Source organism: Litorivita pollutaquae, assembly GCF_003205515.1.
Classification (GTDB): Bacteria; Pseudomonadota; Alphaproteobacteria; order Rhodobacterales; family Rhodobacteraceae; genus Litorivita; species Litorivita pollutaquae.
In genome coordinates, this window is record NZ_KZ826483.1 from 296,594 (window position 1) to 315,272 (window position 18,679).

The 18,679-nt window shown below is 60.5% G+C and carries 16 protein-coding genes; 13 read left to right on the forward strand and 3 right to left on the reverse strand.

Annotated elements, in window-relative coordinates; all coding sequences use genetic code 11:
• The first annotated feature begins 64 nt into the window (after positions 1–64).
• The 11 genes from DI396_RS07935 (at position 65) to DI396_RS07985 (ending at position 10,514) form a co-directional block, all read left to right on the forward strand.
• Complete coding sequence (locus DI396_RS07935; protein WP_110795652.1) at positions 65–1,141, forward strand: hemin-degrading factor; 1,077 nt, start codon at positions 65–67, stop codon at positions 1,139–1,141.
• Positions 1,138–2,025: a heme/hemin ABC transporter substrate-binding protein gene (locus tag DI396_RS07940; protein WP_110795653.1), complete on the forward strand. Its 888-nt coding sequence runs from the start codon at positions 1,138–1,140 to the stop codon at positions 2,023–2,025. The genes DI396_RS07935 and DI396_RS07940 overlap by 4 nt, the downstream gene beginning before the upstream one ends.
• Before the next feature lie 6 nt (positions 2,026–2,031).
• The gene (locus DI396_RS07945; protein ID WP_110795654.1) at positions 2,032–3,126 is read left to right on the forward strand and encodes a FecCD family ABC transporter permease; all 1,095 of its coding nucleotides are present in this window, start codon (positions 2,032–2,034) and stop codon (positions 3,124–3,126) included.
• 1 nt (position 3,127) lies between these two features.
• Positions 3,128–3,934, forward strand: a complete 807-nt coding sequence (locus DI396_RS07950; protein ID WP_110795655.1) for a heme ABC transporter ATP-binding protein — start codon at positions 3,128–3,130, stop codon at positions 3,932–3,934.
• Positions 3,935–4,089: 155 nt separating this feature from the next.
• On the forward strand, positions 4,090–4,452 hold the full coding sequence (locus DI396_RS07955) for a hypothetical protein (RefSeq protein ID WP_110795656.1): 363 nt from the start codon (positions 4,090–4,092) through the stop codon (positions 4,450–4,452).
• Positions 4,449–5,060 (forward strand): MotA/TolQ/ExbB proton channel family protein, encoded by a 612-nt coding sequence (locus DI396_RS07960; RefSeq protein ID WP_110795657.1) that lies wholly within the window; start codon positions 4,449–4,451, stop codon positions 5,058–5,060. Before DI396_RS07955 ends, DI396_RS07960 begins: the two co-directional genes overlap by 4 nt.
• A complete protein-coding gene (locus tag DI396_RS07965; protein WP_110795658.1) occupies positions 5,053–5,433 on the forward strand; it encodes a biopolymer transporter ExbD in 381 nt (126 codons plus the stop codon). Before DI396_RS07960 ends, DI396_RS07965 begins: the two co-directional genes overlap by 8 nt.
• 5 nt (positions 5,434–5,438) lie before the next feature.
• Positions 5,439–5,849 carry an ExbD/TolR family protein gene (locus DI396_RS07970; RefSeq protein WP_235851784.1) on the forward strand — a complete coding sequence of 137 codons (411 nt, stop codon included), beginning with the start codon at positions 5,439–5,441 and terminating at the stop codon, positions 5,847–5,849.
• Positions 5,846–6,667 carry a TonB family protein gene (locus DI396_RS07975; RefSeq protein WP_110795660.1) on the forward strand — a complete coding sequence of 274 codons (822 nt, stop codon included), beginning with the start codon at positions 5,846–5,848 and terminating at the stop codon, positions 6,665–6,667. Before DI396_RS07970 ends, DI396_RS07975 begins: the two co-directional genes overlap by 4 nt.
• Before the next feature lie 195 nt (positions 6,668–6,862).
• Positions 6,863–9,157, forward strand: coding sequence for an arginine/lysine/ornithine decarboxylase (locus DI396_RS07980; RefSeq protein ID WP_110795661.1), 2,295 nt, complete (start codon positions 6,863–6,865; stop codon positions 9,155–9,157).
• A 454-nt stretch (positions 9,158–9,611) separates the two neighbouring features.
• Positions 9,612–10,514 carry an acyl-CoA thioesterase gene (locus DI396_RS07985; protein ID WP_110795662.1) on the forward strand — a complete coding sequence of 301 codons (903 nt, stop codon included), beginning with the start codon at positions 9,612–9,614 and terminating at the stop codon, positions 10,512–10,514.
• 111 nt (positions 10,515–10,625) lie between these two features.
• On the opposite strand, the gene DI396_RS07990 is transcribed toward DI396_RS07985, so the two are convergent.
• On the reverse strand, positions 10,626–11,888 hold the full coding sequence (locus DI396_RS07990) for a TetR/AcrR family transcriptional regulator (RefSeq protein ID WP_110795663.1): 1,263 nt from the start codon (positions 11,886–11,888) through the stop codon (positions 10,626–10,628).
• 164 nt (positions 11,889–12,052) lie between these two features.
• On the opposite strand from DI396_RS07990, the gene DI396_RS07995 reads away from it, so the two are divergent.
• On the forward strand, positions 12,053–14,404 hold the full coding sequence (locus DI396_RS07995; RefSeq protein WP_110795664.1) for a xanthine dehydrogenase family protein molybdopterin-binding subunit: 2,352 nt from the start codon (positions 12,053–12,055) through the stop codon (positions 14,402–14,404).
• 1,051 nt (positions 14,405–15,455) lie between these two features.
• Positions 15,456–17,138, forward strand: coding sequence for an AMP-binding protein (locus DI396_RS08000; protein ID WP_162617185.1), 1,683 nt, complete (start codon positions 15,456–15,458; stop codon positions 17,136–17,138).
• 60 nt (positions 17,139–17,198) lie between these two features.
• Here the strand turns inward: DI396_RS08000 and urtE are convergent, their stop codons facing one another.
• Together urtE and urtD are read right to left on the reverse strand one after the other, a co-directional pair.
• Positions 17,199–17,894, reverse strand: coding sequence for an urea ABC transporter ATP-binding subunit UrtE (urtE, locus tag DI396_RS08005; protein WP_110795666.1), 696 nt, complete (start codon positions 17,892–17,894; stop codon positions 17,199–17,201).
• Between the two features lie 3 nt (positions 17,895–17,897).
• On the reverse strand, positions 17,898–18,638 hold the full coding sequence (urtD, locus tag DI396_RS08010) for an urea ABC transporter ATP-binding protein UrtD (RefSeq protein ID WP_110795793.1): 741 nt from the start codon (positions 18,636–18,638) through the stop codon (positions 17,898–17,900).
• Positions 18,639–18,679 lie beyond the last annotated feature (41 nt).

An 18,679-nucleotide genomic window follows, 5' to 3' on the forward strand; every position in this document is an offset into this window, starting at 1 on the left:
CTGCGCTGTCGCGGATCTACTCCACAGCGCTTCATTTCGTTCGTTCACAAGAAAGGAACTTATCATGTCTGATACATTGACCCCTACCGATATGACCCCCGCCGCCCTGTGCGCCGCGAAAACCGAAGCCACCGGCATTCGGGATCGGGATCTGGCTGAAAAACTCGGTATCTGCGAGGCGCAGCTTGTCGCTGCCTATGTTGGCACCCATGAGGGCCAATCGGTCACGCGCATCGCCCATCACCCCGATGATGTCATGCCGCGTTTGGTTGATCTGGGCGAGGTCATGGCGCTGACCCGCAATGCCTCCTGCGTGCATGAACGCAACGGGACGTTTCTAGAGTATCACACCGGCGCGCATGCGGCGATGGTGCTTGGCCCCGACATTGATACGCGAATTTTCCCCAAACATTGGGCCTATGGGTTTGCGGTGGAAACCACGACCGACAAAGGCGTGCGAAAATCGCTCCAGTTCTTCGATCAGGCGGGGGATGCGTTGCAGAAAATCTATCTGCGCGAGGGGTCGAACCATGCGGCATGGGGGCCGCTTGTTGCTGCGCTGAAGATCGAAGATCAATCCCCGATGCTCACGGTCGCACCGCGCAAAGCCTCCGAAGGGGCCAAGATCAACGAGGCCAACCGCAGCGTGCTTTTGGAGGAATGGGGCAAAATGTCAGACACCCATCAATTCAACCGCCTTGCGAGCAAATTGGGCATGAACCGTTTGGGTGCGTATCGCGCGGTGCGCGGCGAAAAATGGGTGCGCCGGATCGAGCCAACCGCCAGCGAAGCGTTCTTGAACGCGGTTGCAGCGGCGGGGCAAAAGGTCATCCTCTTTGTTGGAAATCCGGGCAATATTCAAATCCATTGGGGCAAATTGGAAAACATCAAGGTCATGGGCCCATGGCTCAATGTGCTGGATGCGACGTTTAATCTGCACCTGCGTGCCGATCACGTGGCCGAGGTTTATGTGGTTGAAAAACCGACAAAACGCGGTCCGGCCATGTCATTCGAAGCTTTCGATGCCAAGGGAGACTTGATTTTCCAATGCTTCGGTCAGCGGGATGGCGACGGGGACGATTTGGCCAAATGGCATGGCATTCTCCAAGATTTGCCTTCCTATGACCGGGTGCCCGCATGAGGGCGCTGCTTTGGGCATTGGTGCTCGGCCTGCCGCAGGGCGCTTTGGCGACGGGTTATCGTGATGCGTCGTCCATCGTCTCCATCGGCGGTCCGGTGACTGAAATTGTCTATGCTTTGGGCGCGGGAGACCGCGTGGTGGCGCGCGACACCACCTCGCAGTTTCCCGAGGCGGTGCAGGCATTGCCGGATGTGGGGTATATGCGCCAATTGTCGGCGGAGGGGGTGCTGTCGGTCGGGCCTGATTTGATCTTGACCCGCGACACGGCGGGACCGCCCGAAGTTCTGGAACAATTGCGCGGCTCGCAAATCCCGGTCGTTGCGGTGCATGACGGCTTCACCAAAGAGGCGGTTTTGGCGGCGGTTGACACGGTCGGGGGGGCGATCGGCGCGCTTGAGGCTGCAGCGGCATTGCGGACGAGGATCGAAGGCCAGTTCGCGGCGCTTGAGCAGCGTATCGGTGAGCAATCTGCACCGCCACAGGTGCTGTTTATCCTGTCGAACCAAGCCGGTCGTTTGAATGTCGCGGGGCGCGGCACCGGCGCGGACGGGATTATTTCTTTGGCAGGCGGGGTCAATGTCATGAGCGAGGCCTACGCCGGCTATAAAATCATGAACGCCGAAGCCTTGATCGCCGCCGCCCCTGAAGTCGTGGTGATGATGCACAATGAAGAAGAACATCAAGGCCGCGCGGATGAGGTCTTCGCCCTGCCTGCCTTGGCTTTGACGCCTGCCGCGCGGGCGGGGGCCTTCGTGACCGTTGATCCGGCGGCTTTGGGCTTTGGCCCGCGCACGGCGGAATTTGCCTTGGCGTTGCATCATGCGCTTGATGCGGCCGCAAAGAATGCCCGTTCCCGTCCCCCTGCCGAGGCGCAAAAGGAGTAAGCCGATATGACGGATGCTGCATCTGTGAACGCCGCACCGCAGGCCGTGCCGGCGCGCCATTTCGGGGACCGCAGCGCGCGGGGCCGAACGATCCAAGCGGGTCTGGCGCTCTGTCTGGGCGTGGTGATGCTTGTGTCGCTCGGTTGGGGGGCGGCCTCGGATATTGATGTGATCGCAGCGCTTTTGGCGAAACTCGGAATGGGCAGTGCCAGCGCGCGGGACATGACGATCATCTGGGACATCCGGATGCCGCGCATGGTGACCGGCGCGTTGGTCGGTGCGGCGTTGGCGGTGTCGGGGGCGGTGATGCAGGGGCTTTTTCGCAATCCGCTCGCCGATCCGGGGCTTGTCGGGGTCAGTGCGGGCGCAGGATTGGGTGCGGTTTCGGCGATTGTTCTGGGCGGGCTTTTGCCGCTTGGGGTGCAGGCCTTCGCCGGCCCTTATTTGATCCCCTTTGCCGCGTTCTTGGGGGGCTGGGCGTCGACCTTGGTGCTCTACCGTATTGCCACCAGCGGCGGGCGCACCTCGGTGGCGACGATGCTTTTGGCGGGGATCGCTTTGGGGGCTTTGACCGGCGCGATCACCGGTTTCATCGTGTACCGCGCCACCGACGATCAACTGCGCGATCTGACGTTTTGGGGCATGGGGTCGGTTGCCGGGGCCACTTGGGTCAAATTGATGGCGGCCGGTCCGATTGTCATTTTGACGTTGTTGACCGCGCCGTTCTTGTCGCGGGCTTTGGATGCTTTGGCCCTGGGGGAACCGGTCGCGGTGCATCTTGGCATCGACGTGCAGCGGATGAAACGCATCGCGGTGATGAGCGTCGCGGCCTCGGTCGGGGCTGCGGTGGCGATCACGGGCGGCATCGGCTTTGTCGGCATCGTGGTGCCGCATCTGCTGCGGCTGCTGCAAGGACCAGTGCATCGGATGTTGTTGCCCAATGCGGCGTTGCTTGGCGCGATCATTTTGCTGGTCGCGGATATGATCAGCCGTACGGTGGCCGCTCCCGCCGAATTGCCGATCGGGATCATCACCGCGACGTTGGGTGGGCCGTTCTTCTTGTGGATCCTATTGAAAAATCGCGCAATTTTGGAGGGATAAGATGCTGAGTGCAGAAAATATCACCGTTGATTTCGGGGTGCGCCGCGTGTTGGATCGCGTCGATTTTGCTGCCCGTGCAGGCGAGGTCACGGCCATCGTCGGTCCCAACGGATCGGGCAAGACCACGTTGCTTAAAGCCATCACCGGCGAATTGAAATCCGGCGGCACGGTGTGGTTCGATGGGCGGGATATCCGCGATATGAAAGCGGCAGAATTGGCCACCCGCCGCGCCGTCTTGCCGCAATCGGGCAATGTTGCCTTTCCCTTCACGGTGCTCGAATTGGTGCGTTTGGGATTGACCAACGGGTGCGCCACTGCGGATCCGGCGCAGCTTGCGGATCTGCCACGGCAAGCCTTGGCGCGGGTCGGGTTGGCGGGGTTCGAGGCGCGTTTCGTGCAAGAGCTTTCAGGCGGAGAGCGTCAACGGGTGCAGCTTGCCCGCGTACTTTTGCAAATCTGGGAGCCGGTGTTGGACGGCGCGGCGCGGTGGCTGTTCTTGGACGAACCGGTGTCGGCGCTCGATATCGGGCATCAATTGGTGGTGATGCAGATCGCGCGTGATTTTGCCCGCGCCGGGGGCGGGGTTGTCGCGGTGATGCATGATCTCAATCTGACCTCGATGTTTGCCGATCAAGTGAGTTTGCTGGATCGCGGCGCGGTCAAATCTGTCGGAAGCCCGCGCGAGGTGTTCACCGATGAACATCTGTCCGCTTGCTATGGCTGCGCGCTGCGCACCAATACGCCGCCGCCGCAGGGCGGGCCGTGGTTGTTGCCGCAAGCAGCGATGCATGTGGCGGGCACCCTATGAGGGGCGAAAGGCAATGCAGATATGATCGACAACATTACAATTTCGCTGCTGCGTTCACCGGATTTAAAGGTGCCGGCGGTGTTCCATGCCGGCGTGCCCGCGTCACTTAATAAAAGGATATCATGATGTTACGCATTCTCTGCACGGTCATGTGTATGAGCGCGACCAGCAGTGCCGCGATTGAACGCACGGCTGTGGATCTCAACGGTGCGGCGCAAAACGGCGCGGCCTGCCGGTTGACATTTACGGTTTCTGCGCCTGTCGGGTTGGCGGCGCTTGAAACTCAAACCGTGCTTATCGACAAGGCGGGCAGCGTGCGCAGCTTCAGCTTGTTCGACTTTGGCTCTGTGCCGGTGGGCGGGCTGCGGGTGCGGCAATTCGATGTCCCGCACATCACATGTGGCGAATTGGAGTTGGTTCTGTTCAACGGCGTGGAACGATGCGTGGCGGCCGATGGCGCGGCCTGCGCGGGGTTGGCCTTTACATCGCGGGTCGATGAGTTGGAGGTGCAGCAATGATCGGGGACGTGAGCGAACGGCTTGGCGCGATCATTGCGCTGGGCGGGCCGGTCGTGGCCATATTGGTCGGATTTTCGGTGCTATCTATGGCGTGTATTTTGTGGAAAGCGGCGGTCTTCGCCAAAGAAGGGATCGGTGGGTCGGTGACGCGCGGGTTTTCCCGTGAGGCATTGGCGCAGGTGCGTGCAGCGCGGAGCGCGGGCGCCGAGTGCGAGGAACTGCGCCTTCGGGCGCAGGCGCATTTGGACGTTGGGTTTGCACGGGTAGGGGCAGGATTGCGATTGCTCGACGTGATCGCACAGGTCGCACCGCTCTTGGGTCTTTTTGGCACGGTTTTGGGGATGATTGACGCCTTTCGCACCCTGCAAGAGGCGGGCGGCACCGCCGATCCGGCGATTTTGGCGGGCGGGATTTGGGTCGCTTTGGTGACCACGGCAGCGGGATTGGTTGTCGCTATGCCGACCTCTATGGCGCTGTCGTGGTTTGATGCGCGGATTGATCGCCACGAACGGGCGGTGATGGACGCTCTGGAAGAAATGTTCACGCCCGATGTTTTCGCACGAAGGGATGCGGCGCAACCGCAGGCGGGACAGGCGGCCCATGCCTAAGCGCGGTGCCACGCGGGCGCGGCTTTCGTTGACCTCGCTGATTGATGTGATCTTTTTGCTGTTGTTGTTCTTCATGCTGTCTTCGACATTCTCGAAATTCGGTGAAATCCCGTTGCGCACCAGCAGTGGCAATGCCCGCACAGATTTCAATGATGCGCCGATTGTCTTTGCGCGTTTGACCGCGCGGGGCGTGACGATCAACGGGCGTGCGGTGGCATTGGACCGGTTGGAGACGGCGGTGGCCCCGATGCGGCGGGACGGCGATTTGCGGGTGCTTTTGTCGGTGGCAGAGGCCGCGCAGGCGCAGGGATTGGCCGATGCATTGCGGGCGTTTCAATCACTGCCCGACGCGCGTTTTGCGATATTGGAGTAGAGGATATGGCAGGGTCTTTATCGATGCGGGCAAAGGGGCGGCGGGCAACGCGGGCCGAACCAACCCTGCCGTTGATCAACGTTGTCTTTTTGATGCTGGTGTTTTTCCTTGTGGCGGCGCAGGTCGCCCGGCCATTGGACGGGGCGCTTGATCTGGTGAAAACCGATGATCCGCAGATGGTGCCGCCCGCCGATGCATTGGTGTTGCATGCTGACGGGCGGCAAACATGGCGCGGTGCGCAGAGCAGTATGTCCGCGATGCTCGAAGGGCTTGCCGCCGAAGGTTATGACGGCCCTGCACGGATATTACCGGACAGGAACGCATCCGCAACGCAGGTGTTGGATCTGGCGCGCACGGTGCATGGGATTGATGCAGAGCGCCGGATCGTGATCGTGACGCAAAGGGCGCTGCCATGAAGGGCAGGGTCGCGGCTTTGATTTTGTCGCTTGCGGTGCATGCGGGGGCGGTGGCCTATGTGCCACAGGCCACCGCGCCGGTTTTGGACGGCGGCGTCACCACGGGCGAGGTTGCGCTTGGGCTTGGGTTTGATGATCTGGTCGCGGCCTCCTCGTCGGCGCAACCTGCGCCCGTGGCACCGATATTGGCGGCGCATCCGCCCGTGGTCGCCGCGACGCAGGCGCATCCGCGCACGAACACTGTTCCGGTGACGGCGGCGGCTTTGGCCGAGACTGCAGCAAAAGTCCCGCCGGTTGCGGCGCTGCGCCCGCTGGCAAAACCGCAGCAGAAGATCCGTGCGACGACACCGCCGGAGCCGCCGGTTCAAGCAAAGCCCGCAGCGTCCGCGCCGAAGAAACAGGCGCAGCCCCCGCAAAAGAAAGCGGAAAAAACCGCGCAAAGAGGCAATGCCAAGATCAACGCCCGCAAAGGTCAAAACAGCGGTGCCGTGACGGGCAAGCAAGCCGAGGCGGCACGGAAGACCGGAAAAAGCAAAGCGAAATCCGCCGGCGACGGGGCGCTTCGGTCCTATCAAACGGCGGTTTTGCGCAAAATTGCGCGGGTGCCAAAACGCGCGGCCGGCGGGCGCGGCAAAGCGTTGGTCGGGGTGACGATTGCCGCCTCCGGTTCTATTCACACCGCGCGGATCGTCAAAAGTTCCGGCCATGCGGGGATCGACCGCACGGCCTTGGCACAGATCAAACGTGCAGGGCCGTTCGGGCCGACACCGAGCGGAAAACCGGTGAAGGTGGTGGTGCGGTTCGACAGTAAAAGTTGATGATTTGATGCAACCCGCGACATCTCAGCGGCAAAGCGGGCGGCGGTGGCCGCGCCGGATGCGGCAGGTCTTGACGGCGCCTGCGGGTTAGGAAAGAAACGGAGAATGCCTTGGACCGCGCCGGTTTCGGGCGAAAGGCCGCGCCGGCCACAGTATGGTGCGCGCCATTGGCTTCTGACCCGTTAGGAGAGCCCTATGAAGTTCCGTTTCCCCATCGTGATCATCGACGAAGATTTCCGGTCTGAAAACTCCTCTGGCTCCGGTATTCGGGCCATGGCCGAGGCCATCGAAAACGAGGGCTTCGAGGTATTAGGCGTCACCAGCTATGGTGATCTGTCGCAATTTGCGCAGCAGCAATCGCGCGCCAGCGCCTTTGTCCTGTCGATTGACGACGAAGAGTTCACCCCCGGCCCCGATCTTGATCCGGCGGTGGTGAACCTGCGCAATTTCATCGAGGAAGTGCGATGGAAAAACGAAGAAGTGCCGATCTACGTTTACGGCGAAACCAAGACCAGCCGACATTTGCCCAATGATATCCTGCGCGAGTTGCACGGGTTTATTCATATGTTCGAGGATACGCCGGAATTTGTGGCGCGCCACATTATCCGCGAGGCCAAGCAATATCTCGAAAGCATACAGCCGCCGTTTTTCAAAGCGTTGCTCGACTATGCCGAGGACGGATCTTATTCGTGGCATTGCCCGGGTCATTCCGGCGGGGTGGCTTTCTTGAAAAGCCCGATCGGGCAAATGTATCACCAGTTTTACGGCGAGAACATGCTGCGTGCGGATGTGTGCAACGCGGTCGAGGAATTGGGCCAACTTTTGGACCACAACGGCGCAATTGGCGCCTCTGAACGCAATGCGGCACGGATTTTCAACGCCGACCACTGTTTTTTTGTGACCAACGGCACCTCGACCTCGAATAAGATGGTGTGGCATCATACCGTGGCGCCCGGCGACGTGGTGGTTGTGGACCGCAATTGCCACAAATCCATCTTGCATTCGATTATCATGACGGGTGCGATTCCGGTGTTTTTGAAGCCGACACGCAATCATTATGGTATCATCGGTCCGATCCCGCAGTCCGAGTTCGAGATTGAAGCCATTCGTGCCAAAATCCGCGCCAATCCATTGCTCGCAGGGGTGGATGCGGATGCGGTGAAACCGCGCATCATGACGCTCACACAATCGACCTATGATGGGGTGTTATATAACACCGAAACCATCAAGGGTCTGTTGGATGGCTATGTTGAAAACCTGCATTTCGACGAAGCATGGTTGCCGCATGCGGCCTTCCACCCGTTTTATTCCAGCTTTCATGCCATGGGGCGCAAACGCGAGCGCACCGCACATTCGGTGACCTATGCCACGCAGTCGATTCACAAACTGTTGGCCGGTATCTCGCAGGCCAGCCATGTGTTGGTGCAAGACAGCCAAAAGACCAAACTGGACCGGCATCTGTTCAATGAATCCTACCTGATGCACACCTCGACCAGTCCGCAATATTCGATCATCGCCAGTTGCGATGTCGCCGCGGCGATGATGGAGCCACCGGGCGGCACGGCTTTGGTGGAGGAAAGCATCGCTGAGGCGCTCGATTTCCGCCGTTCGATGCGCAAGGTTGATGAAGAATACGGCGCCAATGATTGGTGGTTCGAAGTGTGGGGGCCGGATGGGGAGCTGGGCGATGAAGGCATCGGAAGCCCCGACGATTGGGTGTTGCAAAAGACCGATGCCGACGGTGTGCAGCCCTCGGACGGCGAGGATTCATGGCACGGGTTCGGAGATATGGCCCCGGGCTTCAATATGCTCGACCCGATTAAAGCCACATTGGTTACTCCGGGGTTGAACCTTGATGGACGGTTCCAACCGTGGGGCATACCGGCGTCGATCGTGTCGAAATACCTTGCCGAACACGGCGTTGTCGTTGAAAAAACAGGGCTTTACAGCTTTTTCATCCTCTTCACCATCGGCATTACCAAGGGCCGTTGGAACACCCTTGTCGCGGCGCTTCAGCAATTCAAAGACGATTATGACAAGAACCAACCGTTGTGGCGGACGATGCCGGAATTTTGCGGCAAGCAACCGCGCTATGAGCAAATGGGCCTGCGGGATTTATGTGCGCATGTGCATGCGCTTTATGCAAAATATGACGTGGCGATCCTGTCGACGGATATCTATTTGAGTGAGCACACGCCCGCGATGAAACCGTCGGAAGCGTTTTCCCATATCGCGGCCCGCACCACGCAGCGGGTGCCGATTGACGATCTCGAAGGGCGCATCACCACCAGCCTGGTAACCCCCTATCCGCCGGGCATCCCTTTGCTTGTTCCCGGTGAGGTGTTTAACAAGAAAATTGTTGAGTATCTTAAGTTTAACCGAGAGTTCGCGCGTGAATGCCCGGGGTTTGAAACCGATATCCACGGGCTGGTGCAAGAGATCGCAGCGGACGGGACAATGCATTACTTTGCCGATTGCGTGGCGGCATAATCGGGCATCCGGTTCGATCACCTATTGGCGCTCCCCGTGGATGCATCTCGTCACGGTGGGTAACAGGAGGCGGTGACAGGAAGGGGCCGGTATCGGGCCGGTAAGAGATTTACGGCCCATCTGTTTTTCCGATCGGGCGCGTGGATGGGATCTGGGGGCGAAATACCATCTCAGGATAGGTGCCGCCGTTGCCGGCACGGTGGATTGCGGGCCATCAGAACGGGCAAAATCCGTACCGATGAGATGGCCCTGCTGGATGAGGTGGCCGCGAGGTTCGGGGGGCATATGGCTCCCATCTGCGGCCAATGGTTGAGTGCGGCGCCGTTTGCGCGCCGGAGTAGCGTTGTGATAACATGGGCTTCTCTGCGAAAACCGGCGGGGGCCTCTTGCATCCTTTGCAGTTTGGCGTCCTATAGCCGCAAGCCAGATATATACCAGCCGGAGATCCGACACGATGACGAATACCCCTATCACCCCCACGTCCGAAGAGCTTGTGGATGGGCTGCGCCGCATTTTGAACGTGGAGCGGATTGAAAACGATTTCTATCGTGGCATCGCCGCCCCGAACGGGCGTGGCCGCTCCTTTGGCGGGCAGGTGATTGCACAGGCTTTGATGGCCGCTGCGGAAACTGTTGAACCCGAACGCAAGGCGCATTCGCTGCATGCCTATTTTATGCGTCCGGGGGATGCGACAGCGCCGGTCCTCTATCAGGTGGAGCGCGATTATGAAGGCCGCAGCTTTGCCACCCGCCGGGTGATTGCGGTGCAAAACGGACGTCCGATTTTGAACCTTGCGGCTTCGTTCCATTTTGATGAGGCCGGGCTGTCGCACCAGGACGCAATGCCCGAAGGCATCCCCGCGCCGGAGGAGCTGGAGAACGAAGAGCAATTGGCCGAGCGTTACACAGGCAAGTTGCCAGAGGTGTTCTTGGATTTTTTGAAGTTCAATCGCCCGATTGAATTGCGTCCGACGGTCCTGCGCGCGCCTTTTGTGGTCGAACCGCAAGAGGCCAAGCAGGCGGTTTGGTTCCGCGCCAAAGCCTCGATCGGGGACAATCCCGCAGTGCATCGCGCGGCTTTGGCGTTTGCTTCGGATATGGGGCTTTTGGGCGTGTCGATGTTGCCGCATGGCAAAAGCTATTCGGATGCGACGATGCAGGTGGCATCGCTGGATCATGCGATGTGGATTCACGAAGATATCCGCATCGATGATTGGCTTTTGTATGTGATGGATAGCCCTTGGGCGGGCGGTGCGCGCGGGTTCAATCGCGGCAAGGTGTTCACCCGCGACGGCAAATTGGTTGCGAATGTGGCGCAAGAAGGTTTGATACGCTACCGCGCTGAAAAGCAAAAGTAATCCGGCGCGTTCGGCTCTTGCCTCTTCGGGGCGGCCAAGGGCGCGGGCGGTGCGGCGCGCAGGGTGGGTTTTTCGATCCTGCGGCGATCATGGTTTTGATCCGGGGCGGCGTTACGGTTGCAACAAAGGCGGTTTGCCAAGGATGCCAAAGGTCAGCACCGATCCATAGAGGTGGATGGCGTCTTCGCGGGTGCGGCGGGCCTTGGCCCACGGCAGAAAATCGATAGCGGCATTCAGCGAGGAAATCAGGCATTGGCTGGCGATCATCGGGTCGATGTGGCGGATGGTTCCTTCGGCCATGCCATCGACCATCATGCCTGCAAAACGCTGCGCCATACGGTTCGAACGCCGGAGGACGCCGCCGCGCAGGTCGGCAGGCAGTGCTTGCAATGCCGTGGTGCGCAGCAGTGGAAATTCGGCGTTGAATTGCACCTCCAGAAGGCTCGCGGTGCTGGAGGTGATCCGCGTCCACGCGCTGTCATCGCTGTCCAATGCAATCCGTTGTGCCCGGCTGACCCGCGCATAGGAACGGTCGAAACATGCGAGGACCAGATCGTCTTTGCCTTTCAGATGGTGGTAAAAGCTGCCCTTCGAGACGTTGAGTTCGGCGGCGATCCGTTCCACCGAAGAGCCGCGGTAACCGCGTTCGTTGATCAAATGCGTGGCGGCGCGCAGAAAGGTTTCGCGCGAAATCTCTCCGGCCTGTGCGTCACCGCCGTCGATGTCATAGATCGTCGGCGCCCATATCGCCCCCTTTGGGGCAAACCCATGCGCCAAAAGGTCATACATGCGAGCTTGGACGCGGGGAAAATCGGCGGCGGAATATTGCGGTAGCCATGCAACCGCCCAGCGGATTGCTTCCAGCAGAACCTGCGCCCGCGCGATGTCAAGTGCCCGCGAGGTCGACCCGTCATCGGGGCGCAACGCGGTTGCCAGATCCGTGACAATCGTGATGCAGTCTTGGATAAGCGTGCTGCGCATCGGTTCTTTGAGGGCGCGCAGGTCAGAAAGATTGGTCAGCGGTTGCGCTTGATTCAACCGGATGCGGGTGAACAAATCAAAAAACAGCGCCAAGAGTTTGTGCAGGCGGGTATCGACCGTGGGCGCATCCGCGGCGGCGCGGATGATTGTGCCATAGCGAAGGATGGCGTGTTGCAATGTTTCGGCGGCGAGTATCTCTTTGCGTTTGAAATAGTAGGTCACCGATGTCGTGTTGAGGCCAACCGCATCGGCCACGCCGACAAGGGTCAATCCCTTCAGGCCACGCGCGTTTATCTCGGCGGCGGCGGCTTCCAATATCCGGGTGCGCTTCTCTTGAAACCGATCCGAAGGAGCGAGCGACGCGGGCGGGATGTTACGGGTGACGCTATCCATAACGGGAGTGATAGCAAGGCGCGGCGGCGCTGTCACTTTGCTCGCTTGTGTCACATGCGATTGCCGTCTTTACTCTTTGCGGATTCAGCTATTTTACTGCGCAGCAAACGTGATGGAATGAGACGCCGCCGCCGTTGAGGTGGGGGGCGCGAGGAGACGGCACAATGATCGATGCAAATCAGCAAGGCGACGCGGGCCGGGGGCCAAAACGGCGCGAGGATGTCCGTTTGTTGCGTGGGCAGGGACGCTATACCGATGATTTGACTGCGCAGATGAAGGGGCACGGGCCCGAACCGGGGCAGGCACAGGGCGAATTGGTCGCGGTGTTCTTGCGTGCGCCCGTCGCGTCGGCACGGATCACGCATCTGGATCCTTCGGCCGCGATGGATGTGGCCGGGGTGCGGGCGGTGCTGACCGGTGCGGATTTGGTCGCCGATGGTGTCGGTCCTGTGCAGACGCCGATGGAGGTCACAGGGCCGGATGGCACAGTCTACGGTGCCAATCCACGGCCGCTTTTGGCCACAGATACCGTGCGCCATCTGGGCGAGCCTGTGGCCATTGTTCTGGCCGAGACGCTGCATGCGGCGATGGACGGCGCCGAAGCGGTGGAGGTGGATTACGACGATCTGCCGGTGGTCACGGATCCGGTCGCGGCGCTTGATGGGGCGGCGGCGTTGGTACACGACACTTGCCCCGGCAATCTGAGCTTTGAATGGCAACGTGGTGATGTCGCCGCCGTCGAGGCATCGCTGACACAGGCGGCGCATGTGGTGCGGCTTAAAACCCATATCAGCCGCGTCACCGCCGTGGCAATGGAGCCGCGCACCGCCCGCGCCGCGCCTTGGGGGGAAAGCGGCATCGCGATCACGGCCTCGGTGCAAAATATGCCGGTGCTGCGCGGGGCGTTGATCGGTGCCTTTGGCATGGCCCCCGAAGAGGTCCGCGTGATCGCCCCCGATGTGGGGGGCGCATTCGGGATGAAAGCCGGTCCCCTGCGCGAGGAGATGTTGGTGTTTTGGGCGGCAAAGAAAATGGGCTGTGCGGTGGCGTGGCGGGCGGACCGGTCCGAAAGTTTTCTGTCGGACGAGGCCGGGCGCGATTGGCATGTCGAGGCGGCTCTGGGCCTTGATGCGGATGGCAATTTCACCGCGCTCCATGCCGATGTGGTGTTCAATTGCGGCGCTTACGGGTCGTTGCGGTCGATGATCATGGTGACCAATATGGGCGGCATTGCGGGGATGTATCGCACCCCTGTGGTCGCGGCGCGGGTGCGCGGGGCGTTGACCCATACGGTGCCCACGGCGCCCTATCGGGGGGCGGGACGTCCCGAGGCAACGCTCATCATCGAGCAATTGATCGACAAGGCAGCACAAGAGACCGGGCGCGATCCGGTGGACTTGCGGCGGCAAAACCTGATTCAACCAGAGCAGATGCCATGGGCCTCACCGTTTATCTTTGACTATGACAGTGGTGATTTTCCCGCCGTTCTGGAGGCCGGGTTGGCTCGGGCTGACGTGGGCGGCTATGCCGCGCGCAGAGCCGCGAGCGAGGCCGCAGGGCGCATTCGCGGTTTCGGTCTGGCGCTATGCGTCGAAACAGCGGGCGGAATTTATGGCAATCCGGGGCAGGATTGCGTCGAGGTGGTTTTGGAAGGCGATGGCACATTGCGGTTGGCAATTGGTGCGTTTGATGCCGGTCAGGGGTTGGAAACCGCGCTGAGTGAATTGGCCGCCGCCGCGTTGCAGGTGTCGAGCGAGCGTATTCGCTTCTTGCAGGGCGATAGCGATGTTTTGGCCGCAGGCAAGGGGATGGGCGGCTCTTCTGGGTTGATACAGGGCGGGGCTGCGGTGCTCGACGGCGCGGAAAAATTTATTGCGCAGGCGCGCGATCTGGCTGCCGAAGAGATGGAAGTGGCGGCGCAAGACGTGGTGTATCAAGAGGGCGTGTTCCGGATCGCGGGCACCGATCGTGCGCTGGATTTGTCGGCTTTGGCCTCTATTGCGGCGGCGCGCGGCGTCACGTTGATCGGGGCGGGCGGTTTTGCCCCCGAGGCGCCCACTTTTCCCAATGGATGCCACATTTGCGAGGTCGAGTTGGACCCCGATACCGGGCAGATCCGGTTTGACCGCTATGCGTGCGTCGAGGACATCGGTCGGGTGATGTATCCGGCTATGGCCGAAGGGCAGGTGATGGGCGGCGTGGCGCAGGGCTTGGGGCAGGTTCTATGCGAAGAGCTGCACTATGACAGGGACGGGCAGTTGCTCAGCGGAAGTTTTATGGATTATGCCATGCCGCGCGCCCGTGATCTGCCGTTTTATCAATGCGACTTTGCCGCGACCGATACGGCGATGAACCCCCTTTCGGTGAAAGGTGTCGGCGAGGCGGGCACGGTTGGTGCAATGGCGGCGGGGTTTTCAGCGGTGCGCGATGCCTTGGCCCAATGCGGCGTGACCGAGTTCGAAATGCCGGCCAGCCCGGGCAGAGTGTGGCAGGCTTTGGCCGACGCGCGCGGGTAAATATGGCCTGCTGCGGGCTGCGCGAATTGGCATGATTTTGGCCTATCGCGGCCCTATGCGCCAAGATGCGGCGCGAGACAAAGCATCCCGCGCCGGTTGGCCCGATTCCACCGGCGGCCTAGGGGAAAAGCGCACAGAAACGCACGCGCCCGGCATGTTCGGTCTCTAACCACGGCATACCGGGGTTTCGATGGTCGGATTTCGGGCGCTGCTTTCGGGGGGGTGGCCGCAGCGTCGGCTGCGCGTCGGGCTGCGCGGCGCAATGGGCTTTTGTGGCCGATGCTGAAGTGCGCGCGCGCCGCCACCGATGTGGGGCTATAGTTCCGACGCGCGGCAGTTGCGCCAAGGCGCTTGGCGGCCCAGGAAATCCGGCAGTTTCTATCAATGTGCGCCTCACCATCACCCGTTCCATGTCGCACATGATGCGGTTTTTGCTGAGGGGCGCGGCCATGATGCTCGCAGCATTGCGGCGGTTTTCTGTCCTCTTGCTCTGCGGGCCATGTTGGCCAGGTTTTCCACGTGCTTGATCGGTATTCGCTATGTCAATAAGCCTATTGACGCAGGTGGGGACATGGTCTTAGCGTGGTGTGGCGCGGGGGGAGAGGAGGCCCTTCGCGCAACGTGCGAGGGGCGCTTTGGTGTCTCCGCCGTGCCGGGGCGGTTCGCCGCGCCGGAATATGGGAGGAGCTTTAAGTGCAACAACGGCACAGGTGCTCAGGGTCTTCGACGTTTGGTGCGGGCCGCCTCGCAGGGCCTGGACTGCATGCGTTTGGCGTCGCGTGCCGCTGTTGCGCCCTATGATCGCCCTGCGGGGCGACGGCGGTGTGAGCGGTGCGGCCTCGCGCATGTTGCGTCATGGCGCCAATGCCGCCTTGCAAGGCCGCGTCCCGTTTCGTTGAGTGATGTAGGGTTCCATACCCAACCCTTGAAAGCTCCTCTGGATCAATGGGTGCCGGTTTGCGCACCGCGCTGGGCAGACGGGCAGATGACACAGAAACGGACGGCAAAGCGGCCTATGCCGCCGACCGTTGCGCGTAAAAGGAGATTTGATATGAGTTTACCACTGACCCCGAATTCCCGCCCTTGGATGAAACACTATGCGGCAGGTGTGGCGCATGATTTTGACCCGCCCGCGATGACATTGACCGCGATGATCAGCGCGGCCTTTGAAACCTACGGGCCGCAGGTTTTGATCGAATACTATGGCACGGAATACACCTTTGACCGGATGAAGGCGTTGACCGCGCAGGTGGCTGCGGCGCTCAAGGCCGAAGGGATCGGCAAGGGTGATCGTGTGGCGCTGCATCTGCCCAATTGCCCGTGGCATCCGGTTTTTTTCTTCGGGACGATCGCGGCGGGGGCGGCGGTCACACATCTTAGCCCGTTGGATGCGGACCGCGAGATTGCCCATAAAATGAAAGACAGCGGTGCCAAGCTTTTGGTGTCCCTGACGACGCCGGAATTTTCCAGTCATTTTCCGGGATTGATCGCTTCGGGTGAGGTGCCGAAGTTGATTTTATGTCCCGATCCCGTGTCGGCCAAGGGCCGTGAATGTCCGGTGATCGACGGGGCGATGGCGGCCGAGGCCTTTCTTGCGCCGCATCACGGGGCGGCCTTTGCCCCCGAAGCCGTGACGCCGGATGATATGGCGTTGCTACAATATACCGGCGGCACCACCGGCGTGCCGAAGGCGGCTATTTTAACCCATCGTAACCTGACGTCGGCGGTGCAAATGTATAGCGAAAGCGCCAAAGGCGAGGCGAGCCAAGCGCCCGAAGCGGCCAACCTTATTTACTCGCCGCTGTTTCATATCATGGGGCTAACCGCGACCTTGCTGAAGCGGACCCACGAAGGTGGGCGGCTGCATTTGCGTTTGCGGTATAACCCCGAAGAGGCGGTCAAAGAGATCGAGGAAAAGAAGATCGCGGCCTTTGCCGGCGTGCCGACCACATGGATCGGCCTATTGGCTTTGCCTGATATCGACAGCCGCGATTTGAGCTCTCTGGTCTATGCCGGATCGGGCGGCGCGCCTTTGCCGGTGGAGGTGTATAACCGCGTCAAGCAATTGACAGGATTGAAAATTCGCGGTGGGTGGGGGATGACAGAAACCTCACCTGCGGGGACCAATGTGCCGCGCAATATGCCGGATGACAAATTGGGCACCATCGGTGTGCCGTTGCCCGGATTGGACATGCGGATCGTTGACGTGGAAGACGCCAGCCGCAGTTTGGCTCCGAATGAGATTGGTGAAATGGCCATCATGGGGCCGAATGTGACGGCGGCCTATTGGAACAAGCCGAACGAGACCGCCGAGGCCTTTCACGACGGTTGGTTTTTGACCGGTGATATCGGCTATATGGATGAGGACGGCTATTTTTTCTTGGTGGATCGCAAGAAGGATATGATCCTCTCAGGGGGCTTCAACGTCTATCCATTGATGATTGAAAATGCGGTGCATCAACATCCCGATGTGGCCGAAGTCATGGCGATTGGCGTGCCGGACGAATATCGCGGCGAGAGCTGTAAGGTTTTCGTGACGCTGCGCGCGGGCGCGAAAGAGTTTAGCCTGACCGAGCTGCAAGATTTCCTTGCTGATAAACTGGGACGTCACGAGATCCCGCGCCAGTTGGAATTCCGCAGTGAATTGCCGCATACGCCTGTGGGCAAATCGGACCGCAAAGCGTTGAAGGCCGAGGAAGCCGCGAAGCGCGAGGCGTTAGAGACCGCCAGCTAAGGCAAACGAACAGCATGCCAAAGGCCGCTTGGCGGGGCGGCCCGAGGGGGCAATGGGCGGTTAAACCGACACCGCTTCGACCAATTCATCGCGCGTCAATTCCGCCTTGGTGCCGGATTTAAGCACAGCGCCGCGCCGCATGACGACGAATTGATCGGCCAGCCCATAGGCAAAGTCGAAATACTGCTCGACCAGAACAATCGCCATATTGCCTTGGTCACGCAGATATTCGATCACGCGGCCGATTTGTTGGATGATATTGGGTTGGATGCCTTCGGTCGGCTCGTCCAAAAGCAACAGTTTCGGCTTGGTCATCATCGCGCGGGCGATGGCCAATTGTTGTTGCTGCCCGCCCGATAGATCGCCGCCGCGCCGGTGCAGGAATTCCTTGAGGATCGGAAACAATTCAAACACTTCGCCGGGGATATGATGTTCGGACCGCGGCAAGCAGGCATAGGCGGTTTCCATGTTCTCTTTGACCGTCAGCAGCGGGAAGATCATCCGCCCCTGCGGCACATAGCCAATGCCGCGTTTTGCCAAGGCGTGGGCCGGCAGTTTGCCAAGGTCTTCACCGTCCAGATGCACCGCGCCGCCGGACCGCATATGCGTGCCGGCAATGGCATTCAAAAGCGAGGTTTTGCCCACGCCATTGGTGCCCATCACACAGGTGACTTGCCCCACATCGGCGGCCATAGAGACGCCATGCAAAATCTGGCTTGATCCGTAATGCAGGGTGAGATCATCAACTTTGAGCATGGCTTAACGTCCTAGGTAAACGTCTATGACGTCTTGGTTTTTTGTCACATGATCGAGGCTGCCTTCGGCCAGAACCGACCCCTCGTGCAAGACCGTGACCTTGCAATTCAGGCGGCGCACGAATTCCATATCGTGTTCGACGACGACGACGGCCCGGGTTTTGGCGGCCTCGCGCAAAATGTCGGTGGTTTGCTCGCGTTCGGACAATGTCATGCCCGCCGCAGGTTCATCCACAAGCAAAAGCCGTGGATCTTGCGCCAAGAGCATGCCAATCTCCAACCATTGTTTTTGGCCGTGGGACAGCTCGCCGGATTTGCGTTTCAACTCTTCTTCAAGTCCGATTTCGGCGGCCAATTCTTCGACCCGCGCGAGGTCGGCAAAGCCGGGCCGGTAGAACAGGACCGAGAAGGGCGCGCGGTTGTTTTTGACAGCCATCAAAAGGTTGTCATGCACGGATTGGTCTTCGAAGACGGTGGGGCGTTGGAATTTGCGTCCAACGCCGGCTTGGGCGATTTTGGCCTCCGACATTTTGAGCAGGCTGACGGATTTTTCACCCCATAGAACGCGGCCCTCTTGGGGACGGGTTTTGCCGGTGATGATGTCCATGAATGTGGTTTTTCCCGCGCCGTTGGGGCCGATGATCGCACGCAGCTCGGCAGGGCCGATTTGGAAGCTCAGGTTGTTGATGGCTTTGAAGCCGTCGAAGCTGACCGAGACGCCGGAGACTTCGAGAAGCGTGGCCATCGCGGTGGCGGGCGGGGTGGTTTGGGGACGGGCGGCGTTCA